Origin of the sequence: Streptomyces radiopugnans (genome assembly GCF_900110735.1) — a bacterium.
GTDB lineage: Bacteria > Actinomycetota > Actinomycetes > Streptomycetales > Streptomycetaceae > Streptomyces > Streptomyces radiopugnans.
Genome location: NZ_FOET01000020.1, coordinates 17137 through 41058, shown reverse-complemented (window position 1 = coordinate 41058; position 23922 = coordinate 17137). Strand labels below are relative to the sequence as shown.

General features: G+C 75.4%; 21 protein-coding genes. 7 read left to right on the top strand and 14 right to left on the bottom strand.

What is annotated here, in order from left to right; translation table 11 throughout:
* Positions 1-106: 106 nt before the first annotated feature.
* From BMY40_RS25145 to purD, 4 genes are all read right to left on the bottom strand, one after another.
* Positions 107-1021 carry a phosphoribosylaminoimidazolesuccinocarboxamide synthase gene (locus BMY40_RS25145; protein ID WP_093663085.1) on the bottom strand — a complete coding sequence of 305 codons (915 nt, stop codon included), beginning with the start codon at positions 1019-1021 and terminating at the stop codon, positions 107-109.
* A 146-nt stretch (positions 1022-1167) separates the two neighbouring features.
* On the bottom strand, positions 1168-2646 hold the full coding sequence (locus BMY40_RS25140; RefSeq protein ID WP_093663084.1) for a N,N-dimethylformamidase beta subunit family domain-containing protein: 1479 nt from the start codon (positions 2644-2646) through the stop codon (positions 1168-1170).
* A 255-nt stretch (positions 2647-2901) separates the two neighbouring features.
* Positions 2902-4551: a hypothetical protein gene (locus tag BMY40_RS25135; protein ID WP_093663083.1), complete on the bottom strand. Its 1650-nt coding sequence runs from the start codon at positions 4549-4551 to the stop codon at positions 2902-2904.
* Between the two features lie 232 nt (positions 4552-4783).
* Positions 4784-6079, bottom strand: a complete 1296-nt coding sequence (purD, locus tag BMY40_RS25130) for a phosphoribosylamine--glycine ligase (RefSeq protein WP_093663136.1) — start codon at positions 6077-6079, stop codon at positions 4784-4786.
* Between the two features lie 349 nt (positions 6080-6428).
* Here purD and BMY40_RS25125 point away from each other — a divergent pair, with 349 nt between their 5' ends.
* The gene (locus BMY40_RS25125; RefSeq protein ID WP_412698248.1) at positions 6429-7181 is read left to right on the top strand and encodes an SLATT domain-containing protein; all 753 of its coding nucleotides are present in this window, start codon (positions 6429-6431) and stop codon (positions 7179-7181) included.
* A 20-nt stretch (positions 7182-7201) separates the two neighbouring features.
* Here the strand turns inward: BMY40_RS25125 and BMY40_RS25120 are convergent, their stop codons facing one another.
* Positions 7202-7852, bottom strand: a complete 651-nt coding sequence (locus BMY40_RS25120) for a hypothetical protein (protein ID WP_093663081.1) — start codon at positions 7850-7852, stop codon at positions 7202-7204.
* A 106-nt stretch (positions 7853-7958) separates the two neighbouring features.
* Positions 7959-8612, bottom strand: coding sequence for a GntR family transcriptional regulator (locus BMY40_RS25115; RefSeq protein WP_093663080.1), 654 nt, complete (start codon positions 8610-8612; stop codon positions 7959-7961).
* Between the two features lie 162 nt (positions 8613-8774).
* Here BMY40_RS25115 and BMY40_RS25110 point away from each other — a divergent pair, with 162 nt between their 5' ends.
* Both BMY40_RS25110 and BMY40_RS25105 read left to right on the top strand, forming a co-directional pair.
* Positions 8775-9386, top strand: coding sequence for a DJ-1/PfpI family protein (locus tag BMY40_RS25110; protein ID WP_093663079.1), 612 nt, complete (start codon positions 8775-8777; stop codon positions 9384-9386).
* A complete protein-coding gene (locus BMY40_RS25105; RefSeq protein WP_093663078.1) occupies positions 9383-9859 on the top strand; it encodes a MarR family winged helix-turn-helix transcriptional regulator in 477 nt (158 codons plus the stop codon). Before BMY40_RS25110 ends, BMY40_RS25105 begins: the two co-directional genes overlap by 4 nt.
* A 146-nt stretch (positions 9860-10005) precedes the next feature.
* On the opposite strand, the gene BMY40_RS25100 is transcribed toward BMY40_RS25105, so the two are convergent.
* Positions 10006-11289, bottom strand: a complete 1284-nt coding sequence (locus BMY40_RS25100) for an adenylosuccinate synthase (protein WP_093663077.1) — start codon at positions 11287-11289, stop codon at positions 10006-10008.
* Between the two features lie 303 nt (positions 11290-11592).
* Here BMY40_RS25100 and BMY40_RS25095 point away from each other — a divergent pair, with 303 nt between their 5' ends.
* A complete protein-coding gene (locus BMY40_RS25095; protein ID WP_093663076.1) occupies positions 11593-12450 on the top strand; it encodes a diacylglycerol kinase in 858 nt (285 codons plus the stop codon).
* A gap of 93 nt (positions 12451-12543) precedes the next feature.
* Here BMY40_RS25095 and BMY40_RS25090 read toward each other — a convergent pair whose 3' ends face one another.
* On the bottom strand, positions 12544-13092 hold the full coding sequence (locus BMY40_RS25090) for a GbsR/MarR family transcriptional regulator (protein ID WP_425443169.1): 549 nt from the start codon (positions 13090-13092) through the stop codon (positions 12544-12546).
* A gap of 96 nt (positions 13093-13188) precedes the next feature.
* Between BMY40_RS25090 and BMY40_RS25085 the strand changes: the two genes are divergently transcribed.
* From BMY40_RS25085 to BMY40_RS25075, 3 genes are all read left to right on the top strand, one after another.
* The gene (locus BMY40_RS25085) at positions 13189-14184 is read left to right on the top strand and encodes an ABC transporter ATP-binding protein (RefSeq protein WP_093663075.1); all 996 of its coding nucleotides are present in this window, start codon (positions 13189-13191) and stop codon (positions 14182-14184) included.
* Complete coding sequence (locus BMY40_RS25080) at positions 14181-15818, top strand: ABC transporter permease (protein WP_093663074.1); 1638 nt, start codon at positions 14181-14183, stop codon at positions 15816-15818. Before BMY40_RS25085 ends, BMY40_RS25080 begins: the two co-directional genes overlap by 4 nt.
* A 190-nt stretch (positions 15819-16008) precedes the next feature.
* On the top strand, positions 16009-16671 hold the full coding sequence (locus tag BMY40_RS25075) for a hypothetical protein (protein ID WP_093663073.1): 663 nt from the start codon (positions 16009-16011) through the stop codon (positions 16669-16671).
* Here BMY40_RS25075 and BMY40_RS25070 read toward each other — a convergent pair.
* From BMY40_RS25070 to BMY40_RS25045, 6 genes are all read right to left on the bottom strand, one after another.
* A complete protein-coding gene (locus BMY40_RS25070) occupies positions 16655-18508 on the bottom strand; it encodes a protein kinase domain-containing protein (RefSeq protein ID WP_093663072.1) in 1854 nt (617 codons plus the stop codon). The genes BMY40_RS25075 and BMY40_RS25070 overlap by 17 nt on opposite strands.
* Before the next feature lie 137 nt (positions 18509-18645).
* Positions 18646-19311 (bottom strand): response regulator, encoded by a 666-nt coding sequence (locus BMY40_RS25065; protein ID WP_093663071.1) that lies wholly within the window; start codon positions 19309-19311, stop codon positions 18646-18648.
* Positions 19308-20795 (bottom strand): sensor histidine kinase, encoded by a 1488-nt coding sequence (locus BMY40_RS25060; RefSeq protein WP_342745091.1) that lies wholly within the window; start codon positions 20793-20795, stop codon positions 19308-19310. The genes BMY40_RS25065 and BMY40_RS25060 overlap by 4 nt, the downstream gene beginning before the upstream one ends.
* 91 nt (positions 20796-20886) lie before the next feature.
* On the bottom strand, positions 20887-21663 hold the full coding sequence (locus BMY40_RS25055) for an alpha/beta hydrolase family protein (RefSeq protein WP_093663069.1): 777 nt from the start codon (positions 21661-21663) through the stop codon (positions 20887-20889).
* The gene (kynU, locus tag BMY40_RS25050) at positions 21656-22930 is read right to left on the bottom strand and encodes a kynureninase (RefSeq protein ID WP_093663068.1); all 1275 of its coding nucleotides are present in this window, start codon (positions 22928-22930) and stop codon (positions 21656-21658) included. The genes BMY40_RS25055 and kynU overlap by 8 nt, the downstream gene beginning before the upstream one ends.
* Positions 22923-23822 (bottom strand): tryptophan 2,3-dioxygenase family protein, encoded by a 900-nt coding sequence (locus BMY40_RS25045; protein WP_093663067.1) that lies wholly within the window; start codon positions 23820-23822, stop codon positions 22923-22925. Before BMY40_RS25045 ends, kynU begins: the two co-directional genes overlap by 8 nt.
* Between the last annotated feature and the right edge of the window lie 100 nt (positions 23823-23922).

Here is a 23922-nt window from a genome sequence, read left to right as displayed (position 1 = left end):
CTCACAGGACCGGGGCCTTCCGCGTGTGCGGCCCTCCTCCTGCGCGGGCGGCCGGGCGGGCGGGGCCGAGGGCGGGCCGCGGCCCGCCCCGTGCCGCCGGCGTCGGTCAGCTCCAGCGGGTGCCCGTCAGCAGCTCGTACGCCTCGATGTAGCGGGCGCGGGTGCGCTCGACGACCTCGGCGGGCAGCTCGGGCGGGGGGACCTCGCCGCCGCGGTCCCAGCCGGCGGCCGGGGAGGTCAGCCAGTCGCGGACGATCTGCTTGTCGAACGAGGGCTGGGAGCGGCCCGGCTCCCACTGGTCGACGGGCCAGAAGCGCGAGGAGTCCGGCGTCAGCACCTCGTCGGCGAGCATCAGCCGCTCCCGGCCGTCCTCGTCCGTCCCCCACCCGAACTCGAACTTGGTGTCGGCCAGGATGATGCCCCGCTCCCTGGCGATGTCGCGGCCCCGGGAGTAGACGGCCAGGGTGAGCTGGCGCAGCTCGGCGGCGGTGTCGGCGCCGACCCGGCGGGCGACCTCCTCGTAGGGGACGTTCTCGTCGTGCTCGCCGACCTCCGCCTTGGTGGCCGGGGTGAAGATGGGGGCGGGCAGCTCGGAGCCGTCCTCCAGGCCCTCGGGCAGGGCGAGGCCGCAGACCGTGCGGGTCTCCCGGTACTCGGCCAGACCCGAGCCGGTGAGATAGCCGCGGGCCACGCACTCGACCGGGACCATGCGCAGGGAGCGGCAGACCACCGTGCGGCCCGCCCAGTCGGCGGGGGCGCCGGGCGGCAGCTCGGTGGAGAGCACATGGCCCGGCACCAGGTCGGCGAGCTGGTCGAACCACCACAGGGAGAGCTGGGTGAGGACGCGGCCCTTGTCGGGGATCTCCGTCGGCAGCACCCAGTCGTAGGCGGACACCCGGTCGCTGGCGACCATCACCAGATCGCCCGCCTCGTTCCGGTACAGGTCCCGCACCTTGCCGGTGTGCACGTGCACCAGACCCGGCACCTGCACGGGTTCGGGCTTCTCTACGAATCCGGTCACGGCTCCTCCTGTGGCTTGGTCCAGGAGTTCCGATTCTCCCGTACCGCCACCTTCCCCACCGGCCGGGGTCGGACGGACGGGTGGGGGCGTACCGCGCGAACGGCCCTGCCGGGGCGGGCCCGGGGCCCGGGGCGTCCGCGGACGCCTCAGGGGTGCTTGCAGATGCGGTCCAGGAGGTTGGCCGTGGCCCGCTGGATGCGGGAGTCGGTGTGGCCGGGGCGGTCCAGGGCCGGGGACCAGGCGAAGGTGCCCGAGGCGAAGACCAGGGCGCCGCTGGGCGCCTCGTACAGGGAGGTCTCCTGGTGGCGGCGGGCGCCGGAGGCGTCCCGGTAGGGCGAGTGGGCGAGCAGGACGCGGTCGGTGTGCGGGGGCAGGGCGGCGCGCGGGAAGTAGCGGTCGGCCTCGCCCGCGACCAGGCCGGGCAGTTCCTCGCCCTCCGCCACCCCGGTGGCCTCCCACAGCCAGTGGGAGGTGTTCCGCGCGACCATCGGGTGCGGCCGGGGCACCTGGCCCGCGTACTGGACGCCCAGCACCTGCTGTTCGGGCTCGCCCTGGTCGCGCCAGCGCCGCGAGCGGCCCGGGCCGCGCCGCTTGCGGCAGGTCATCAGCCGGTCGGGGGCCCCGGACGGCGAGGGGCCCAACTCGACCTGCCAGTACATGGTGTTGGCGGAGAGGAAGACCAGCGAGGTGCCGCTGTCGCGGGCCTTCTCCACGGCGCGGCGCATGGGCGCCGACCAGTACTCGTCGTGGCCCGCGAAGACCAGGCCGCGGTAGCGGGAGGGGTCGACGCGGCCCGCGTGCAGATCGCGGGTGTCGGCGTAGGCCAGGTCGTAGCCGTAGCGCTCGGCCCAGCGGATGAAGTCGTAGGCGTGGCCCACGTGCAGGGGCAGGCCCGCGCCCGCGTACGGCCGGTCGAAGGAGACGGTGACGGCCGCCTCCTCCTCCCCCAGCAACCGCCCCTCCCCGTCCCAGGCGTGGTAGAGGCTGGCGCCGGTGCGGCCGTCCTCGGGGAAGAGGTTGTACGCCTGCCAGGTGACGTCGGGGAGGACCAGCAGCAGGTCGCCGGGACGCTCGTCGCGGACGGTGAAGGGGATGTGGGAACGGTGGCCGTCGGCGGTGGTCAGCACGGCCACGTGGGCGCCGGTGCTCCAGTAGTCCGGGATCTGGAGCCGCCAGGAGAGCCACCAGTGGTGGCAGGAGACGGTGCGGTCGGCGGTCAGCGGCGGGGGCTGGACGATGCCGGAGAGCCGGGGGCTGGTGGTGATCTTGGTGGCGCCCTCGCCGCCGTAGTGGCCGATGCGGTAGACGTCCACGCCGAAGGGCTGTGGCGGGTTGACCGTGATCCGGAAGTCGACGGACTCGCCGGGCGAGACCGCGCTCTCGGAGGTGAAGCCCTTGATCTGGCAGTGCACGTCGTCGGCGGCGCGCGGGCCGCCGCCCGCTCCGGACGGGGCGCGGGCGCCGTCCAGGCTGCTGTGGTCGAGGTACCAGGGGACGACGTGGCCGGTGTCGTCGAAGTAGTGCTCGCCGCACCGCAGCCAGGGCAGCGGCCCCTGCCCGAACGGATCGGTGACCGCGTGCGCGAGAGCTCCCGACTCCCAGCGCCGGATCTGCTCCGTGCCCACCTGCGTCTCCCCTCCCTGTATCCGCTCCCGCGATGTCGGGCACCAGCACATCACATAAAGCGAACGACCGGTCACCCCTCGTCGCGAATGGCCGGAGCCGGGTCGAATCCGTCTCGAACACGCGGGACGGCCGGGGGCGGGGGCCGGGGCGGGTGGGGGTGTGGTTGCGGGGTGGGGGGTGTGGGTGCGGGGTGGGGGTGGCCTGCGCGGGCGGCCCGGACGCTCCTCGGCTCCCGGCCCCGGGCCGCCCGCGGCTCAGACCAGGCGGATGGGCTTGTCGGGCCGTACGCCGACGGCCGCCAGCCAGTCGCGCAGCGGCTGGGGGTCGCCGTCCTCGGCGAGGGCGAGGACGGGGCGGGCCAGGTCCGCGCGCCGCTCGCCGTCGACGAACAGGGCCGGGCCGTCCAGCCAGTCGAGCCCGGGAGCCGCCCCCGCGGTGTCCACGGCCGCGCAGCACACGGCGGCCGTGATGTGCTCGGCCAGCAGCTCGCGCCCGGAGCGCGGCGGCTGGAGGGGGAAGCCGCCGCCGGGCGGGAGGAGCGCGCCGTCCCCGCCGGGGACGGGCAGGGGGATCGCGCCGGCCTCGCGGGCGGCGCCGGCCCGGGCGGCCTCCTCGCGGGCGAGGTCGGCGCCGATCCGGGCGGCGAGCGCGTCGGCGCCGCCGCCGGAGGGGGCGCCCGGGCCGCCCGAGGCCGCCGCGCCGGCCAGCCGGTCGACCAGCTCGGTCAGCGTCGGGTGCTCGGCGGCCCGCAACGCCGCGAAGAGACGGGCGGCCTCGGAGCGCCAGATGCGGTCCACGACCTCCTCCGGGTACTCCTGCCAGTCCACCGGGGCCCAGTCGGGGCCGGGCTCGGCCGGCCCGCCGTGGAAGAGGCGCGCGGCCAGCAGGGAGACCTGGCGGTCCACCTCGCCGGGCTCCTCCAGCAGGTCGCAGGCGGGACGCTCGCCCAGCCGGGTGGCGAAGCCCTCGGCCAGCCGGTCGCGCCGGGACAGCTCGGTGAGGGCGGAGACCACTCCGGCGTCCAGCCGGGCGGGCCAGCGCCCCGTGCGCCAGGCGGGCAGCGCGACCCTGGTCAGCAGCCGGTCCCAGCCGGCGTACGCCAGGCCCACCTGCTCCTGGGCGACGACCCGCAGGCCGTAGTCGACCGTCTGGGCCCGCACCGCGGCCGCGGCGGCGACCATGCGCTCCATCTCCGCGGCGTGGGAGGCCCCGGCGCGCAGCAGCAGCCGGGAGACCCAGCCGGCGAAGTCGTACGCGAGCCGCTTCGGCGCCGGGCCGCGGACCGCGACGGCGACCGCCACGGCGGCGTCCAGCCCGCGGACGAAGCGCCGCGCGGCGGCGATGTCCGGGTGCGCGGACGGGCCCGTCCCGGCCACGATCGGGGCGAGCAGCGCCCGCAGCTCGGCGACCCGCATCCACCACAGGAAGGGGGAGCCGACGACGAGTACGGGGGCTCCCGCGCCGCGCGCCGTGCCGGGGCGCGGCAGGCGACGGCCCCGGGTGGTGTGCGCCCGGTCCTCCAGCCAGCTGTCGCAGTCCGGTGTCAGGGCTATCGCCGAGGGCGCGGGGACGTCCAGCCGGTCGGCGAGGTCGCGTATCAGCCGGTACAGGTCGGGGGCGGCCGACTCGTCGATCTGCACGGTGGGGCTGACCGCCGGGCGCGCCCCGGCGATCACGGCGGCCACGCCCGCGGCCGCGGCGAGCACCGGCACGGCGACGGCCGCGGCCGTCCAGCGCAGTGCGTCCCAGCCGTCGCCGCGGAGGTGGCCGGTGGCCCCTCCGGCCAGCAGGACGACCGCCGCGGCGGCGGGCAGCAGCGCGGCGCCCAGCGCGGCGCCGCGCACCCTCAGGACCGCCAGCGCGTGGTCGCGCGCCGAACGCGCGCCCGTCTCCGGTACTGCCACGAGTCGCTCACCCCCTTGCCGATCCCCCGCGCCTGCTGTCACTCCCCCACTGTGGCACCGGCAACCGACATCGCAATGTGCGGTGGGCCACTTGCCGGAGCCGTCCGCGGGAACCCTAGTCGGCGCCCGCGGGGCCGTCAGCCGGATGAGGAAGCGGTCACTCGATGGAATGGCTTTGGGTAAAGCTGGGTGCGGAAATCCGCTCGCCGGGGTGTCCGGCCGGGGCGCCGGTTCAGGCCTCCCCGGCGGTCGCGGCCTCCCCTTCCGCCGCGGCCTCTTCGGCGGCCGCCGCGGCCGCGATGTCGCCGCGGTGGTGCGAGCCGGCCAGCCGGATGCGGGAAACCGCGCGGTAGGCGTGCTCGCGCGCCTCGGCGAGACCGGCCCCGGTGGCCGTGACGGACAGGACCCGGCCGCCCGCGCTGACCACGCGCCCCTCCTCGTCCAGCCGGGTGCCGGCGTGGAGGACGTACGCGGCGGGGGCGTCCTTCTCCGCGACCTCCTCCAGTCCCTCGATCACATCCCCCGTGCGGGGGGAGGCGGGGTAGCCCTCGGAGGCGACGACGACGGTGACGGCCGCGTCGTCGCTCCAGCGCAGCGGGGGGAACTCCGCCAGGGCCCCGGTGGCCGCCGCGTACAGCAGACCGGACAGCGGGGTCTTCAGGCGGGCCAGGACGACCTGGGTCTCCGGGTCGCCGAAGCGCGCGTTGAACTCCACCACGCGCACCCCGCGCGAGGTGATGGCCAGGCCCGCGTAGAGCAGCCCGGAGAAGGGGGTGCCGCGGCGGCGCATCTCGTCCACCGTGGGCTGCAGGACGGTGGCCAGCACCTCGTCGGCCAGCTTGGGGTCGGCCCAGGGCAGCGGCGAGTAGGCGCCCATGCCTCCGGTGTTGGGGCCCTCGTCGCCGTCGTGGGCGCGCTTGAAGTCCTGGGCGGGCCGCAGCGGTACGACGCACTCGCCGTCGGTCACGGCGAACAGGGAGACCTCGGGGCCGTCCAGGTACTCCTCGATCACCACCTGCTCGCAGCCGCGGGCGTGGGCGCGGGCGGCCTCCAGGTCGGGGGTGACGACGACGCCCTTGCCCGCCGCCAGCCCGTCGTCCTTGACGACGTACGGGGGCCCGAAGGCGTCCAGCGCGCGGTCGATCTCCTCGTCGGTGGTGCACACGTAGGAGCGGGCCGTGGGGACCCCGGCGGCGGCCATGACCTCCTTGGCGAACGCCTTGGAGCCCTCCAGCCGGGCGGCCTCGGCCGACGGGCCGAAGACCGCGATGCCGCGTCCGCGTACGGCGTCGGCCACCCCGGCCACCAGCGGGGCCTCCGGCCCCACCACGACGAGGTCGGCCTCCAGGCCGGCGGCCAGTGCGGCCACGGCCGGGCCGTCGAGCGCGTCGACGGAGTGCAGGGTCGCCACCTGGGCGATTCCGGCGTTGCCGGGCGCGCAGTGCAGCGAGGTGACGTCGGGATCGAGGGACAGGGAGCGGCACAGGGCGTGTTCGCGGGCGCCGCCGCCGATGACGAGGACCTTCACGCCCTGCACCCTATCCGCCCCCTCCGCGGCCCCGGCGGGTCCGCCCGAGGGGCGGACGGCGCAGGCCCGCCGGGGTCCGCCGGGGGCCTTCCGGGAGTCCGCCGGGGCCCGTCGTGGCCGGTGGGACGTCGTGCGTGGTCAGGGGCGCGGGACGGCAGCCGAAACACGCTTCTCACTCCATCGGGTGAGGAAAGCGGGGCCTGTATACCCAATCGGGATGCACGTATGGGCGGAAATACCGCGAAGGCCGAGAGGCCTCCCACTTTTGGGGGTAGGAAGGGGCACCGAGCGGTCCGAGGGAGGTCCGTCCGCGAGTGGATCCGAGCGAGGGCTTTGTTGGGAGTGGCGGGTGAGTCAGCCGGAGATGCGCCCCGGAACGGGCGGCGGCACGGGCGGCGGCACGGGGCGGGGCGAGCACGGGGACCTGCTCGGGCGGCCGTTCCCGCTGGGGGACTGGGGCGAGCCCGCCGAGCGTCTGGACGAGCTGTACCGGTGGGTGGAGAGCGGGGCGCTGCACGTCATGGAGTGGTACCTGGCCGACCGGGTGCGCAGGCGCCGGTGGGCCAGGGCGCTGCGGGCGGGGACCGCCGCGGGGCTGGCGGCCGGGGGCGCCCTGCCGCTGCTGGAGCTGGCCGGCGGGGTGCGGGGCGCGGCCCTGTGGGCGTTCCCGGCGCTGCTGCTGGCGGCCGTGTGCGCGGGGTGCGACCGCTGGTTCGGTCTGACCTCGGGCTGGATGCGCAGCGTCGCCACGGCGCAGGCGGTCCAGCGGAGGCTGGAGATGCTGCAGTACGACTGGGCCTCGGAGAGCGTGCGGGAGGTGCTCGGGCCCACCGAGGGCACGGCGAGCGAGGCCGCCGAGCGGTGCCTGGGGGTGCTGCGGCGCTTCTCGGAGGACGTGACCGAGCTGGTGCGGGGCGAGACCGCCGCCTGGATGGTGGAATTCCGCTCCGGTCCGGCGCCGCTGCACACCCAGTCGCTGACCTCCTCCGCCTGGAGCGCGCGCACCGCGCAGGCCGCCGCCGCGCAGCCGTCCCGCTTCTCGCTGCCGCCGGGCGTCCGGCCCAGCATGCCCCGGCAGCGGCCCCCGGAGGGGCCGCGCTGACGGCGGCCGCCGCCGGGCCGCTAACCGAAGAGGATCATGGAGCCCTGCGCCAGGCTCCGGGTGGCCGCGGCGTGCAGTCCCAGCCAGACGTGGCGCTCCCGCGCGAACGGCCCGCCGTCGTACACCGGCACGGCCGCCGGCTCCTCCAGCTCCGTGGGGCGGGCCGGGGGTTCCGGCGCGGGCGGCGGGTTGGCGGGGTCGATGCCCAGGTACGGGGCGACCGCCTCCAGTTCGCGCAGCAGCCCGTGGCTGGAGCCCAGCGGGCCGCCGCCGGCGAGGAGTTCGTCGTCTGAGAGCGGGTGGGCGAAGTCGAGGGGTACGTACGCGCCGGCGTGGTCGTAGTGCCACACCAGGTGCGACTGCTGGGCCGTCGGGGCGAACATCTCCAGCAACTGCTCGTACTCGCCGCCGAGCGCGTCGACCGGGGTGACCTCCAGGCCGCAGAGCTGGAGGAGATGGGCGCGGCGCAGGAAGTGCAGCGCGTCGTAGTCGAAGCCGGCGACCGGCGCCACGTCGCCCGACAGACCGGGCATGTAGCCGTGGACGGGGACCGGCGGCAGTCCGGCGGCGCTCAGCGCCCTGTCGTACGAAGCGAGTTCCTCGGCGAAGGGGTTGTCGGGGCTGTGGCACAGCACGTCGACGAGCGGCACCAGCCAGAGGTCACAGGCCAACGGGTGCTCCAATGCGGCAGGCGGTGGTTGACGGGGACGGGGTGACGGGGACGGCGGGAGACGGGGGTGCGGGCGGTACGGAGTCCGGGCGCAACAGCGTAGTCGTTCAGTCCAGCCTCTCCGCGAGAGCGAGGGCGCACTCGTCGCAGGCCGCGACCAGGCGCCCGGCCGCCGCGTCGTCCCCGCGCCCGACCGCGTCGGCCAGCTCGCGGTAGCCGGTCCACAGCAGCTCCCGCAGACCGGGCCGCTCGCGCAGGTGCGGCACGGCGAAGACCCAGCACTGCACGCGCAGCCGGTCCAGGAACTCGGTTATGTAGGGGTTGCCCATCAGGTCGCCCAGCTCCCGCCAGAAGCGCAGGTCGTAGCCGATGAGCACGTCCAGGTCCCCGGTGAGCGCGGCCCGCTCGGCGGCCTCGGCGCGGCGGCGCACCGAGGCCAGCCGCTCGTCGCCGGGGGTGGGCGGGGCCGGTCCCGCGGATCTGCGGAAGACCCCCTCGGCGACCAGGGCGCGCGCCTGGACCATGGCCCGGTAGTCGGCGGGCGTGAAGACGTGGACGCGGAAACCCCGGTGCTGCTCCACGTCCAGCAGGCCCTGCGCGGACAGGTCGACGAGCGCCTCGCGCACCGGGGTGGCGGAGACGCCGTACTGCTCGGCTATCTCCTTGACCGTGAAGCCCCGGCCGGCCGGAAGACGCCCGGCGAGCACCTCGTCGCGCAGCGCGTCCGCGATCTGCGCGCGCAGCGTGCTGCGCTGGATCACGGGCGCCTCCTCACGGCTTCGAACGTCCGGGTGCCGGCGCCGTCCGCCATCCGCACCCCCCTTTTCCAGGGGGTCAGCCTAGCGCCCATCCTTTGACAGCATCCTGTCGGAGTGACAGCATGTTGTCATAAGCGACCGGGCGATCAGCTCCGAGGAGGAGCCATGGAACGCAAGACCGTGCACGTCGCCGTCTACGACACCTTCGCCGACTGGGAGATCCCCTACGCCACCACCGCCCTGACCGGCGCCGGGCACCGTGTGGTGTACGTCGGCGAGAGCGGTGAGCCCGTGATCAGCATGGGCGGCATGCAGGTGTCGCCCGGCCTGTCCGTCGCCGACCTGCGGCCCGGCGACAGCGCGCTGCTGATCCTGCCGGGGGCGGACGCCTGGGAGAAGGTGCTCCCGCCCTTCGCCTCGGCGGCCCGCGCCTTCCTGGACGCCGGGGTGCCCGTCGCGGCCATCTGCGGGGCCGTGACCGGGCTGGCGAAGGAGGGGCTGCTCGACGACCGCCCCCACACCGGCGCCGCCGCCGAGGTGCTGGCCGCCACCGGCTACCGGGGCGGCGGCCACTACCGCGAGACCGACGCCTGCACCGACGGGGACCTGATCACCGCCGGCCCCACCGAGCCGGTGGCGTTCGCCCGCGAGATCCTGGCCCGGCTGGAGGCGTACCCGCCCGAGGTGCTGGACGCCTGGTTCCGGCTGTTCCGGCACTCCGACGCGAGCGCCTACGAGGTGCTGGCGGCCCACGAGGGCGCGAGCGGGGCGGCGTGAGCGCCCCCGAGCTGCTGTCGGGCACGGCGCTGGCCGTCTTCCGGCTGAACGGGCAGTTCCTGTCCGCCGCCGAGCGGCTGGCCCGGCCAGCCGGGCTGACCGCCGCCTGGTGGCAGGTGCTCGGCGCGGTGCTGCGCGAGCCGCTGCCGGTGGCCGGCATAGCCCGGGCCATGGGCGTCACCCGGCAGAGCGTGCAGCGCGTGGCGGACCTGCTGGTCGAGCGCGGCCTGGCGGTGTACGAGCCCAATCCCGCGCACCGCCGCGCCAAGCTGCTCGCCCCCACCGAGGAGGGCCGTGCGGCGGTGGACAGGATCACCCCGGGCCACGCGGAGTTCGCCGCGCGGCTGGGCGAGGCGCTGGGCGGCGAGGAGGCCTTCGCCGAGGTGCGCGACGCGCTGGAGCGGCTGTCGAAGGCGCTGGACGGCCTGGAGGCGCCGGGCGGTACGGACGCCGCGGGCCCGGCGGGGGTGTGAGCGCGCGGGGCCGCGCACCGGTCCACGCATCGGCCCACGCACCGGTCCACGCACCGGGGGCCGCGCCGTACGCGACGGCGCGGCCCCCGGTGGGTGCGGTCCGGCGGGAGGGACCCCGGCCGGAACCCCCCGGCCGGAACTCCCGCTCAGAGGAACGAGTTGATCTGGATCGTCTCGTCCCGGCCCGGGCCGACGCCGATGGCGGAGATCGGCGCGCCCGACATCTCCTCCAGCGCCTTCACATAGGCCTGCGCGTTCTTCGGCAGGTCGGAGAACTCCTTGGCCCCCGAGATGTCCTCGGACCAGCCCGGCAGCATCTCGTAGACCGGCTTGGCGTGGTGGAAGTCGGTCTGGCTGTAGGGCAGTTCCTCGACCCGCCGGCCGTCGATCTCGTAGGCGACGCAGACCGGGATGCGCTCCCAGCCGGTGAGCACGTCCAGCTTGGTGAGGAAGAAGTCGGTGAGCCCGTTGACGCGGGTGGCGTACCGGGCGATCACCGCGTCGAACCAGCCGCAGCGCCGGTCGCGGCCGGTGGTGACGCCGCGCTCGCCGCCGATGGTCCGCAGCTTGTCGCCGTCCTCGTCGAACAGCTCGGTCGGGAACGGCCCGGCGCCCACGCGCGTGGTGTACGCCTTGAGGATGCCGATGACCCGGTTGATCCGCGTCGGGCCCACTCCCGCGCCGGTGCAGGCGCCGCCGGCGGTCGGGTTGGAGGAGGTCACGAAGGGGTACGTGCCGTGGTCCACGTCCAGCAGCGTGCCCTGGCCGCCCTCGAAGAGGACGACCTTGCCCTCGTCGAGCGCGTCGTTGAGCAGCAGGGTGGTGTCGCAGACGTAGCCGCGCAGCGCGTCCGTGTAGCCGAGCAGCTCCTCGACCACCTGCTCCACGGCGATGGCGCGGCGGTTGTAGAGCTTGGCGAGGATCTGGTTCTTCTGGTCGAGGGCCGCCTCGACCTTCTGCGTCAGGATCGACTCGTCGAAGAGGTCCTGGACGCGGATGCCCACCCGGTTGATCTTGTCAGCGTACGTCGGGCCGATGCCGCGGCCGGTGGTGCCGATCTTGCGCTTGCCCAGGAAGCGCTCGGTCACCTTGTCCATCGTGGTGTGGTACGGCGTGATCAGGTGCGCGTTGCCGCTGATCAGCAGCTTGGACGTGTCCACGCCGCGCTCGGCGAGCCCGCTCAGCTCGGAGAGCAGGACCGCCGGGTCCACCACGACGCCGTTTCCGATCACCGGGACGCAGCCCGGGGAGAGGATGCCGGAGGGGAGGAGGTGGAGCGCGTACTTCTGGTCGCCGACGACGACCGTGTGGCCGGCGTTGTTGCCGCCCTGGTAGCGCACCACGTAGTCCACCGAGCCACCGAGCAGATCGGTGGCCTTCCCCTTGCCTTCATCACCCCACTGAGCGCCGAGCAGCACGAGTGCGGGCACAGGCGTACACCCCTTCCGGCCGGGGCATGTCCAACGTGCGTGTCGGCGGTGAACCGACCGCGCTGACAAGAACCGTCGGACCGGTGCCCCGAATCGACGAAACCCCTGACCGCAACAGCGACAGGGGCTCTTGCACCGAGAGATTACCGGACTCCTCCGACGGGAGGCGAACGCGACGACCCCCGGCAGCACCCCCGCCGATCCCGCCGTCCGTACCCACCACAGCCAACTCCCGTCCGCGGCCGCCGAATCCGGCCGCCCCCGGCGGCCCCAGGCGGCCGGGCAACCGAAGGAAGGACCGAGGTGCCGGTTCCGCATCCGCTGCTCGTGCTCGTCGACCCCGTGGCCCGCCGTACGGACGGGGAGTCCGTACGGATCGCCAGGGACGTGCTGACCGCGGGCTCCCCCGCAGTGAAGGTGTGCCTGCCGGACGGCCCCGAGGAGGCCGCGCGGGCCCTGGCCCGCCGGGGCCGCCGGCGCCCGGTGGTGATAGGCGACGACCGGGCGCTGCTGCGGGCGGTGCGGCTGCTGCACCTGGAGCGCGATCTGGCGCACTGCGCCCTGTCGGTGGTGCCGGTGGGACGGCCGGGGTCGGTGGCGCTGGCCGGGACGCTGGGGGTGCCGCTGGACGCGGTGAACGCGGCGCGGACGGTGCTGGAGGGGCGGGAGAGACGCTTCGACCTGCTGATAGACGACAGCGGCGGAGTGGTGCTGGGGGGCCTGCGCATCCCGCCGCTGCACGAGGAGAGGGAGCGGCGCGACGGCGGCCCGGACGACCAGGCGCGCGGACCGCTGGGCCGCTGCCGCTCCCTGGTGCGCACCCTGGCCCGGCCCGCGCCCGGCCCCGGGGCGGCGCGGCTGCGCGTCGAGGCCGACGGGGTGCTGCTGACCGACCTCGACAGCCCGGTGGAACGGGTCTCGCTCACACCGGGCGACGGCCTGGTGGACGTGGTCGTGCGGCGGCGTTCGCAGGACGGACCGGTGCGGGCGCGGGCCCGTACGGTCACGGTCTCGGGGCCGCACTTCCGCTACCGCGCCGACGCGGTGGTCTCCGGCCCCGTCCTCACCCGCACCTGGACGGCGCACCCCTCGGCGCTGCGCCTGACCGTGCCGCCGGCCGCCCCTCCCGCCGTACCGCCCCAGCGGGCCCGCCCGGCCTGAGCCCGTCCCGGGGCGCCCCGTGCGGGCTCGGGTGGGCTCGGGTGGGCTCGGGTGAGCTCGGGTGGGCCCCGACCGGGAGCCGGCGGGTGTGCGTCAGGGCGCTGTGGGGCCGCCGCCGCGTACGGCCTCGCGATGGGCGCGCCAGCGCTCCAGCATCATGGCCAGCTCGCGCCGCATGAAGTCGAAGAACTCCGCCGTCTCGGCTATGCGGCGGCCCGCCGGGGTGTCGGGGCCGACGGCCTTGAGGCCCTGGTCGAACGTGGCACCCCAGCGCCCCAGCAGCGCGTCGCGGTCGGTCATCGCCTCGTACCAGGCGTCCGCGTGCACCCGGTAGCGCTCCCGGCGCGAGCCCGGTTCCCGTTCGCGGGTGACCAGGTGGACCTGGGAGAGGTAGCGGATGGCGCCGGAGACGGCGGCCGGGCTGATCCGCAGGCGCTCGGAGAGCTCGGCGGAGCCGAGGGTGCCGGAGTCCTCGGTCAGCAGGCAGGCGAAGACCCGCGAGGCCATGCGCTGCATGCCCGCCTCGGTCAGCTCGGCGGCGAAGCGCTCGACGAACTCGGCGACCTCGGGGCCGTAGGGCCGCGTGCGCGGGCCGTCGGCCGGACCGGCCGGCTCGTTCGACTCGTTCGGCTGCTCACTCACCACCACGGGCCCCATCCTTCCAGGTCAAAGACGCCTGGACCATCCTGGCCGTTTTCTGTCTTCACAAATTTGTGAAATCAGCGTAACTTCGTAACCATGACCAAGGCAACCACCGCCATCTCGGTCTCCGGTCTCGTGAAGACCTTCGGCCGTACCCGTGCGCTCGACGGACTCGACCTGCACGTCGGGACCGGCGAGGTCCACGGCTTCCTGGGACCCAACGGCTCGGGGAAGTCCACCACCATCCGCGTCCTGCTGGGCCTGCTGCGCGCCGACTCCGGCACCGCCCGGCTGCTGGACGGCGATCCCTGGCGGGACGCCGTCGAACTCCACCGCCGCGTCGCCTACGTGCCCGGCGACGTGACCCTGTGGCGCAACCTCTCCGGGGGCGAGGTCATCGACCTCTACGGGCGGCTGCGCGGCGGGCTCGACGCCCGGCGCCGCGGCGAGCTGCTGGAGCGCTTCGAACTCGACCCCACCAAGAAGGGCCGCACCTACTCCAAGGGCAACCGGCAGAAGGTCGCCCTCGTCGCCGCCTTCGCCTCCGACGTGGAACTGCTGATCCTGGACGAGCCCACCTCCGGGCTCGACCCGCTGATGGAGGGGGTCTTCCGGGACTGCGTCGCCGAGGAGCGCGACCGGGGGCGGACGGTGCTGCTGTCCAGTCACATCCTCAGCGAGGTCGAGGCGCTGTGCGACCGGGTCAGCATCATCCGCCGGGGCGTCACCGTCGAGAGCGGATCGCTCGCCGACCTGCGGCACCTGACCCGCACCTCCGTCAGCGCGGAGCTGGCGGGCGAGCCGAACGGGCTGTCCGGTCTGCCCGGCGTCCACGACCTGTCCGTCCGGGGCCACCGGGTGCGGCTCCAGGTGGACACCGACAAGCTGGACGGTGTGCTGCGGCGGCTCGCGGAGTCCGGTGTGCGGAGCCTGACCAGCACCCCGCCCACCCTGGAGGAGCTCTTCCTGCGGCACTACCAGGAAGGCGGGGAAGGCGGGGCCGACGGGACGGGCGGGACGGGCGGGACGGGCGGGGGCCGCCGCGACGCCGCGGGCGCGACGTCCGGCGGCGAGGAGGTCGTGGCGTCATGACCGCCGTCGCCCAGCCGGCCGCGGCCGCCCGCCGCGACGGCTCCCGCCGCGACCTGGCCGGCACCGGCGCACTGCTGCGGCTCGCGCTGCGCCGCGACCGCGTGCTGATCCCGGTGTGGGTCCTGCTGCTGGCCGTACTCGCCGTGCAGAACGCCGCGGCGGTCGAGCAGTTCTACCCCACCGCCGCCGAACGCGCCGAGCTGGTCGCGTCGATGAACGCCAACAGTTCGATGCGCGCGGTGTACGGCCCGGCCTTCAGCAGCTCCCTGGGCGGTCTGGCCGTCTGGGAGATGCTCACCATCGGCAGCGTGCTCATCGCCATCATGAACATGATCATCGTGGTGCGGCACACCCGCGAGGAGGAGGAGACCGGCCGCCAGGAGCTGCTCTCCGCCGCGATGGTCGGCCGCCGCGCACCGCTCACCTCCGCCCTGCTGGCCGCGGTGATCGCGAACGCGGCGGCCGCCGCCCTCGTCACCCTCGGCCTGATCGGCACCGGGCTGCCCGCCGGCGGATCGCTGGCCACCGGACTCGCCCTGGGCGGCACCGGACTGGTCTTCGCCTCGGTCGCCGCCCTGGCCGCACAGCTCACCGAGAGCGCCCGGCTCGCCAAGGGACTGACCGGCGCCGTGCTGGGCGCCGCCTTCGTCCTGCGGGCCGCCGGGGACTCCGGCACCACCGACGGCTCCTCTCCGCTGGCCTGGGCCTCCCCGCTGGCCTGGGCGCGCAACGTGCGGCCGTTCGCCGACGAACGGCTCTGGGTCCTGCTGCTGTCGCCGGTCCTGGCCGCGGCGGTGACGGCCGCCGCGTACGAGCTGGCCGGGCGGCGCGACATCGGCGCGAGCTTCCTGGCCACCCGGCCCGGACCGGCCACGGGCCGGATCAGCGGCCCCTACGGGCTGGCCTGGCGGCTCCAGCGCGGCTCGCTGCTGGGCTGGGGCACCGGGCTGGCGCTCGCGGGCCTGGTCTTCGGCGCCATGGCCGAGGGGGCGGGCGACCTGCTCGGCGACAACGAGCAGAGTCGCGAGATCATCGAGCGGATGGGCGGCGCCTCGGGCCTCACCGACGCCTTCCTCGCCGCGATGGCCGGGCTGTTCGGCATGATCACCGCGATCTACGCTGTGAGCGCGGTCCTGCGGATGCGCGGCGAGGAGACCTCCGAGCGCGCCGAGCCGATCCTGGCCGGCGCGGTGCCCCGGCTGCGCTGGGCGGCAGGCCACCTGCTCTTCGCCTTCGCCGGATCGGCCGTCCTGCTCACCGCCTGCGGTCTGGCCATGGGGGCGGGCTACGGGCTGGCCGCCGGGGAGCCGGGGGCGGTGTGGCGGGTGACCGGCGCGGTCCTCGCACAGGCGCCGGCGGTGTGGGCGCTCACCGCGGTGGCGGTGCTGCTCCTGGGCGCCGTGCCGGAGGCGGCCGCGGCGGCGTGGGCGCTGGTCGGCGGCGCGCTCGTCATCGGCTGGCTCGGCCCGGCGCTCGACCTGCCCCGGGCGGTCATGAACCTCACGCCGTTCACGCACCTGCCCAAGCTGCCGGGCGGCGACCCGGCCGCGGCGCCGTACCTGTGGATGCTGCTGGCCGCGGCGGCGCTGACGGCGGCGGGGCTCGCCGCGTTCCGCCGGCGCGACATCGGCTGAGGCACCGGGCGGGCCCTGCCGGCTGTGCGGTCCGTCCCGTCACGGCTGCCCCGCCGCACCTGCCCCGTACGGCCCGTTCCGCCGTACGGGGCAGCCGTGTCATCCCCCCGCACCACCTGGGGATGCGGGGCGGCGGGGACACTGCTCGCATGGGGGCGACGCGCACCCGAACGCAGCGGAGGTCGCCGCCATGCAGTCTCCCCGCCCCCACGCCCCCGCCCGCACCCGGTGCCGCCGCGCCCGCCGCGCCCGCCGCACACTGGCCGCCGGTACGGCCGCCGCCGCCCTGGCGCTGACCGCCGCTCCCGTCGTCACCGTCGTCGCCGCGTCCGCCGCGGAGGACGGGGGCGGTGGCGGCGGTGGCGGGCAGGACGCCGGCCAGGGACTCACCCTCACCCCCGCCCGCGCGGGCGGGGACGGAGGCGGGGCCCTCGGCGTACGCGCCGTGTGCGAGGCGGGCGGCGCGGGCGGCGTCGTCTCCTCACCCGCCTTCGAGCGGACCGTCGCGCTCGAACGCGCCGACGACCGTCCCGCCCGGGAGAGACACGCCACCGCCCCCCTGCGGGAGGGGCTGGCCGTCGGCGGGAGCTACCCCGTGGTCGCGGTCTGCGGCACCGGGGAGCTGCTGTCCGCCTCCTTCGTGCACACCGGCGTCGCCGCGGAATCCGGCGCCGGATCGTCCCCGGCGGCGGCCTTCGGCGGGGCGGCCGCCCTGGCGGGGCTGGCGGCCGGCGCGGTGCTCCTGCGCCACCGTGCCGGGGCCCTGTCCGCGGTACGCCGGCTGCGCCGGATCGGCGGCCGGCAGGTAGGCGGCCGACGGATCGGCGGCGGGCGGGTCAGCGACCGGCCTTGATCCGGTCGTCCTGGAGGGCGGTCAGCCGCAGGACGACCAGGATCGCCAGCACCGCGGAGGGCAAGGTCAGGAAGTCGGTGACGACCGCGAGGGCCGCGTCGCCCTGCGCCTGCCCGACGGTCTCGGCCTCGTACCACGGCTCGTAGTTGAGGAGCCCGGCGACCATGCCGGCCAGCCACATCGTCCACCAGCCGTTGAGCAGGCCGCGGTTGCTGCTGCGGCGGGGGCCGTACCAGGTGGTCCGGGTCGAGGTGGGATCACTGTGGTCGCAGATGTCGTTGATGATCTGCTTGGGCATGAAGAACCAGACCACCGGCACCAGCCAGGAGCCGATCGCCCACCCCTGGTGGTAGCGGATCTGCCCGGGGGCGAACACCTCTGCGTTCACCCGGACACGCCAGAACCACACCAGCCACAGCACGATCACCGGCAGCTGGAAGAGGGCGGAGAGGGCCGCCATCACCTCGGTGGTGTTCCGCAGGGAGTCGTGGTCGACGGCCGCGTACGCCAGGGAGGCCCCCTCGTGGAGTCCGTCCAGCTCCTCGTAGACCCGGAAGTCGAGCACGAGCTGCACCAGCGTGCACAGCAGCAGCGCGCTCAGCCCGGCGCTCAGCGCGAGGGACAGCGTGCGCGCCGACCGCGCGGTGCCGGGGCGCCCGGCACCGCCGGACGCGGGGTAGGGGGCGGTGACCGGGGGCGGCGGCGTGGAGTGCCACGGCTGGGACGCCTGCGGCGCGTACGGCGTGCCGGCCGGCCCCGACCGGTACGCGGGCTGGGGCGGAACGGTCGGCGGAACGGGCGCCGTGTATCCCTGGGCGGCCCCCGGGACGGCCCCCGGGTGGGGCGCGGGCGCCGTACCCGGTGCGGCGGGCGGCACGGCCGGCGCCGGACGCGCCGTGGCCGCGGGCGGCACGAGGGCGCTCGCCGCCGCGTCCGGGTCCTCGCTGTCCAGCAGCCGCACCGCGTGGCGGCCGAGCTGCGCCAGCACCTCGCCCGGCAGCCAGGTCCCGCCGGAGGGCGTGTGCGCCGCGACGCGTGCGGCGAGGCCGTCGAGCGCGGGCCGGCCGGCCGGGTCCTTGACCAGGCAGTCCGCCACCAGTTCGCGCAGCGGCCCGGAGAGCCCGGTCAGGTCGGGCTCCTCCTCCGCGATGCGGAACAGCAGTGCGTGGAAGCCGCTGTCGGCCGTGCCGAACGGCATCCGCCCGGTCGCCGCGTAGGCGAGCACCGCGCCGAGGCAGAACACGTCGCCGGCCGGGGTGACCCGCTCGCCGCGCACCTGCTCGGGCGACATGAAGCCCGGCGAGCCGATGACGGCGCCGGTCTGGGTCAGCCCGCTCCCGGTCACCGAGTCCAGGGCGCGGGCGATGCCGAAGTCGATCACCTTCGGCCCGTCGATGGTGACCAGCACGTTCGACGGCTTCAGGTCGCGGTGCACCAGCCCCGCGCCGTGGATCGCGCGCAGCGCCTCGATCAGCCCGGCGGCCAGCGCGTACACCGAGTGCTCGGGCAGCGGCCCGTAGTCCTCGTCGACCACCGCCTGCAGCGACGGGCCTGCTATGTAACCGGTGGCCACCCAGGGGATCGCGGCGTCGGTGTCGGCGTCCAGCACCGGAGCCGTCCACTGGCCGCCGACCCGCCGTGCGGCGTTGACCTCCTTGGCGAAGCGCTCCCGGAAGGACGGCTGGCGGGCCAGCTCCTCCTGGACGACCTTCACCGCGACCGTGCGGCCGCGTTCGGAACGCGCCAGGTAGACCCGGCCCATCCCGCCCGCGCCCAGTCTCCCCAGCAACCTGTACGCGCCGATCCAGCGCGGGTCACCGTCCCCCAGTGGTTCCATCGCGCGCGGCTCCTCCCCGTTCACCTCGTCCGTCGAGAATAGAGGTGCGGACCCACGGTGATGACGACGGCAACCGATCCGTGACCGGTTCCCTGCCCCGGTTCCGCGAGCCCGGTCCCGGGGCTCAGCCCCGGGGCTCAGCCTCCGGGGGTGACGAGCCCCGACTCGTAGGCGAAGACGGCGGCCTGGGTGCGGTCGCGCAGCCCCAGCTTGACCAGCACCCGGCTGACGTGCGTCTTCACGGTGGACTCGGCGACGACGAGGCGGTCGGCGATCTCGCCGTTGGACAGGCCCCGGGCGACGAGCGCGAGCACCTGCGTCTCGCGCTCGGTCAGATCCCCGATGCGCTCCCTGAGCGGGGCGCGCGGGCCGGCCACGGCCGAGAGCCGGGAGAACTCCGCGATCAGCCGCCGGGTGACCGTCGGCGCGAGCAGCGCCTCGCCGGCCGCCACCGTCCTCACCCCGTCGGCCAGTTGGCGGGCGGATGCGTCCTTGAGCAGGAAGCCGCTCGCCCCCGCGCGCAGCGCCTGGTAGACGTACTCGTCCAGGTCGTAGGTGGTCAGGATCAGCACCCTGGCGGCCGAGCCGGACGCGCAGATCTCGCGGGTGGCCTCCAGCCCGTTGACCACGGGCATGCGGATGTCCATCAGCACGACGTCCGGGTCCAGCCCGGCGACCGCCTCCACGGCCTCGCGCCCGTCGACCGCCTCGCCGACGACCTCCATGTCCGGCTGGGCGTTCAGCAGGACGGAGAAGCCCTCGCGGACCATCATCTGGTCGTCGGTGACCACCACCCGGATCACGGCGCGTCCTTCCGGAGTGCGGTGTCCGATGCTGCGTTCGGTGCCGTGTTCCGCGCGGCGTCCGGCGCTGCGTTCTGCGCGGCGTCCTGCGCGGCGTCCGGCTCCACCGGCAGGAACGCCTCCACCGCGAAGCCGCCGTCCTCGGTCTCCTCGGCCGTCAGCTCGCCCCCGAGCATCGCCGTGCGCTCCCGCATCCCCAGGACCCCGTGCCCGGCGCCCCGGCCCGCCCCCGCCCGGCCCTCCACCGGCTCCACGGGCGGCCCGTTGACGATCCGCAGCCCGAGCCCGACCGGCACGTAGCCCAGCTCCACCCGGGCGCTCGCGCCGGGCGCGTGGCGCAGGGCGTTGCTGAGCGCCTCCTGCACGATGCGGTACGCGGACAGCTCCACGCCCTGCGGCAGCGGGCGCGGCCTCCCGGTGGTCACCGACTCCACCTCCAGCCCGGCGCGGCGCACGTTCTCCAGCAGGCCGCCGAGGTCGGCGAGGGTGGGCTGCGGCGCCTCGGGGCCCCAGTCGCCCAGACCGCCGTCCAGGCCGCCGGGCAGATCCGCGCGGACGACGCCCAGGACGCGGCGCAGCTCGGTCAGGGCCGTCACCGCGTTCTGCCGGATGGTGGCCAGCGCCGCCACCAGTTCCTCGGGCGGGTCCTGGACGCGGTAGGGGGCCGCCTCGGCCTGGATGGCTACCACCGACATGTGGTGGGCCACCACGTCGTGCAGTTCCCGGGCGATGGTGGTGCGCTCCTCCAGCAAGGTGCGACGGGACCGCTCCTCCTCCACCACCGCGACCTGTTCGACGACCTGCCGCCGCGAGTCGCGCCAGCCGCGCACGGCGAGCAGCAGGGTGAGGGCGATCCCGGAGACCACCACCATGGCGAAGGCGATCGCCGCGCCCCGGTGGGGGTCCGTCGCGGCGGCGAGCCCGCCGGCCAGGGCGGTCAGCAGCCACATGTGGACCGACACCCGGGGGCGGGTGCGGGCGGCGACGACCAGCAGCACCACCAGATGCGCCACGAAGGAGACACCCGTCCAGGGCCAGGCGACCCAGGTGCCGGGGGCGACGGTCGCCGTGAAGAGCATGCCGCCGAGCGACAGCCAGAAGGCCCCGATCGGCCGGAAGAGCAGCACGATCAGCGGCACGCCCAGGAACAGCGCCCGCACGAAACCGCCGTCGCCGTCGTAGGGCTGGGAGTTGACGGACTCGATGAACATCAGCAGCAGCGCCAGGCCCACCAGGGCCAGGTGCGGCAGCCGGCGGACCGGGCCGCGCGCGGCGGCGGGCAGCCTGCGCAGCAGCCGGTGGTCCTCCGGCAGCGGGGACAGCGGCCGGAAGGCGAAGGCTCCGGTCAGCAGGTCCGCGCGCAGGTCGTGCAGGGCGTCGCGGGCCATCCGCAGCTCGGTGGGCTGCCTGGAGCCGCCGGCCCCGGCGGTCTTCGCCCCGGCCGTTTTCGCCCCAGCGGGTTTCGCCCCGGCGGGTTTCGTCATATCGGTCACGGTGACGACCCTAGGGACCGCGGGCGTCCCGGTCGTCCGCCCGCGGTCGCATCCTTCGGGGTCCGTCTCAGGTACTACAGGCTCAGGTACCGCGCGCCCGCCCGGCGTACCGCGTCAGCTCCCTCGCCAGCAGCCCGAAGGCCGCCGTGCCCGGGGTGACGGGCGCGTAGTGGCCGGTGCCGGGCAGCTCGGCCAGCCGGACGCCGGGCCGGGCGGCGGCGTAGCGGCGGGACAGCCCGACGGGTACGTCCGCGTCCTCGGCGCCGTGCAGCAGCACCACGGGCACCGCCCGCGGGTCCGGCGGCGGCAGCCGCATCGGGTCGGCTCCGGGCAGCCGGGCAGCCAGGTGCTCCTCACCGCCCAGCAGATCGGCCACCGCACCGCCGCTCAGGCCCAGTTCATGGGCGCGGGTGAGGTCGGCGACCGGGGCGACGGCGACCACCGGGCAACGCACCGGACCGCGGGAGGCCGCCCACAGTGCCAGGTGGCCGCCCGCCGAGTGCCCGGCCAGCACCCGCACCTCCCCTGCCGCGCGCAGGTGCTCCAGGGCGGCGCCGACGTCCTCGAAGGTGCCCGGCCAGCCGCCGCCCCCGCCGACGCGCCGGTACTCCACCAGCGCCACCCGCAGCCCGTACCCGCCGGCCAGCGCGGCGGCGAGCGGGGACAGGTGGACCCGGTCGTACGCCTCCCGCCAGAAGCCGCCGTGCAGGACGGCCACCAGGGGCCCGCCGGGCGGGCCGTACAGGTCGATCACCTGCGAGGGGTGGGGGCCGTAGCGCTCGGTGGCGGACGGCGGCGCCGGGGCCAGGCCCAGCAGCGCCGCCTCCTCCGCCTCGCCCGCGGACGCCGTCTCAGGCATCGCGCTCCGCCAGCACCTCGCCGAGGACACGGGCGGCCAGCTCGGCGTCGGCGAAGGACGTGTACAGCGGGGTGAAGCCGAAGCGCAGCACGTCCGGGCGGCGGAAGTCGCCCACCACGCCGCGCGCGACCAGCTCCGCCATGACCTCTCCGGCGTCCGCGCAGCGCAGCGCGATCTGGCTGCCGCGCCGGGCGTGCTCGGCCGGGGTCACGGACTCCACGCGCCCCGCGGGCACGTAACTCCCCACGCAGCGCAGGAAGAAGTCCGTCAGGGCCAGGCTCTTGGCGCGTACGGCCGCCATGTCCACCCCGTCCCAGACCTTCAGCGCCTCCTCCAGCGCCAGCATGGACAGGATGTCCGGCGTGCCGACCCGGCCGCGCTGCGCGCCGTCGGCGGGCTCGTACTCGTGGCTCATGCCGAACGGGTCGGCGTGCGAGTGCCAGCCGGGCAGCGGGGAGTCGAAGCGCGGCTGGAGGCCGCGGCGGACGTAGAGGTACGCCGGGGCGCCGGGGCCGCCGTTGAGGTACTTGTACGTGCAGCCGACGGCCAGGTCCACGCCGTGCTCGTCCAGCCCCACCGGGAGGGCGCCCGCGCTGTGGCACAGGTCCCACACCGTGTACGCGCCCGCCTCGTGGGCGGCGGCGGTGATGCCGGGCAGGTCGTGGAGTTCGCCGGTGCGGTAGTCGACGTGGTTGACCAGCACGGCGGCGGTGCGCGGGCCCACCGAGCCGGGGATGCCCTCGGCCGGGATCGCGCGGACGGCGGCGCCGGTCAGCCGGGCCGCGGAGGCGGCGATGTAGCCGTCGGTGGGGAAGGTGGTGGCATCCACCAGCAGATCGGTACGGGCCGGGTTGTCCTCGCGGGCCATCCGGATCGCGGCGACGACCGCCTTGAGGACGTTGACGCTGGTGGAGTCGCCCGCCACGATCCGGCCGGGCGCGGCGCCGACGATCGGGGCGATCAGATCGCCGACCCGCTCGGGCGCGGTCCACCAGCCGGACTCGGTCCAGGAGCGGATCCGCAGCCGCCCCCACTCGCGCTCCACCACGTCCGCGACGCGGGCGGGCACGGAACGGGGCAGCGCGCCCAGGGAGTTGCCGTCGAGGTAGACGACGCGCTCGCCCTTCTCGTCCTCCAGGACGAAGGCCTCGCGCCGGCCGGCCAGGCCGTCGGCGGCGTCGAGCTTCGCCGCCTCCTCGCGCAGGGCCGTGCTCGCGGAGGCGTCCGCAGAGGCGTCCTCGGGGGTGTTCTCGGTTGCGTCAGACATAACTGCGGGCCGTCCAGAGTTCGGGGAAGACGTTCTTGCGGGCGCGCTTCTCCAGCCAGGCCACGCCCGCGGAGCCGCCAGTGCCCTGCTTGGAGCCCATCGCGCGGCGGGTGGCCACCAGATGGTCGTTGCGCCAGCGCCAGACCTGCTCGGCCACCTCGGTCAGCGCCTCCCCCAGACGCAGCAGCTCGCTGCCGGGATCGCCGGAGTAGATCCGCGCCCAGACCTGCTCGACTCGCGGGTGGGGCTCGTACCGCTGCGAGACGTCCCGGCCGGTGACCTCCTCGGGGATGTCCTCACCGCGGCGGGCGAGGTAGCGCAGCACCTCGTCGTACAGGCTCGGCTCGTGCAGCGCCTTCTCCAGCTCGTCGTGGACGCGCGGCGCGCCGCGGTGCGGGACGAGCATGGACGCGGACTTCTCCCCGAGCATGAACTCCATGCGCCGGTACATCGCGGACTGGAAGCCGGACCCCTCGCCGAGGGCCCCGCGGTAGGCGTTGAACTGCGCCGGGGTGAGGTGGGCCAGGGGCTCCCAGGAGGCGTTGAGCGAGAGCATCTCGTACACCGAGCGCTTGAGCGCCTCCAGCGCGGTGCGCGGGTCGTCCGCGCGCAGCGCCCGGGAGGCGACCGTCCACTCGTGGACGATGACGGTGAACCACAGCTCCATCACCTGTGTGGTCACCAGGAAGGACATCTCTCCGGGATCGTCGGAGAGGGGGTGCTGGAGGTGGGTGAGGACGTCCGCCTTGACGTAGTCCTCGTAGGGGGTGGTGCCCGCGAAGTCGAGGTTCGGGTTCTCCGAACCGCTGTCGGCTCCGGTACCGGCCCCGGTACCGGGCTGTGCTCCGGTCGGCTGTGACGTCCCCGACGACTCTGACGGCTGTGACGGCATGGCTGTTCTCTGTTCTCCTCGCGCGCTCGCCCGGGGTCGCCGGGCCTTCTCCGCAGATCATCGGTTCAGGACCCGGCGACGGCAAGGGCCGATCGGGAGG

Bases quoted from the DNA above. Each gene is read 5' to 3' on its own strand.
- BMY40_RS25110 (WP_093663079.1), top strand. From the start codon at position 8,775: ATGGAACGCAAGACCGTGCACGTCGCCGTCTACGACACCTTCGCCGAC.
- BMY40_RS25085 (WP_093663075.1), top strand. From the start codon at position 13,189: ATGACCAAGGCAACCACCGCCATCTCGGTCTCCGGTCTCGTGAAGACC.
- BMY40_RS25080 (WP_093663074.1), top strand. From the start codon at position 14,181: ATGACCGCCGTCGCCCAGCCGGCCGCGGCCGCCCGCCGCGACGGCTCC.
- BMY40_RS25075 (WP_093663073.1), top strand. From the start codon at position 16,009: ATGCAGTCTCCCCGCCCCCACGCCCCCGCCCGCACCCGGTGCCGCCGC.
- BMY40_RS25070 (WP_093663072.1), bottom strand. From the start codon at position 18,508: ATGGAACCACTGGGGGACGGTGACCCGCGCTGGATCGGCGCGTACAGG.
- BMY40_RS25060 (WP_342745091.1), bottom strand. From the start codon at position 20,795: ATGACGAAACCCGCCGGGGCGAAACCCGCTGGGGCGAAAACGGCCGGG.
- BMY40_RS25055 (WP_093663069.1), bottom strand. From the start codon at position 21,663: ATGCCTGAGACGGCGTCCGCGGGCGAGGCGGAGGAGGCGGCGCTGCTG.
- kynU (WP_093663068.1), bottom strand. From the start codon at position 22,930: ATGTCTGACGCAACCGAGAACACCCCCGAGGACGCCTCTGCGGACGCC.
- BMY40_RS25045 (WP_093663067.1), bottom strand. From the start codon at position 23,822: ATGCCGTCACAGCCGTCAGAGTCGTCGGGGACGTCACAGCCGACCGGA.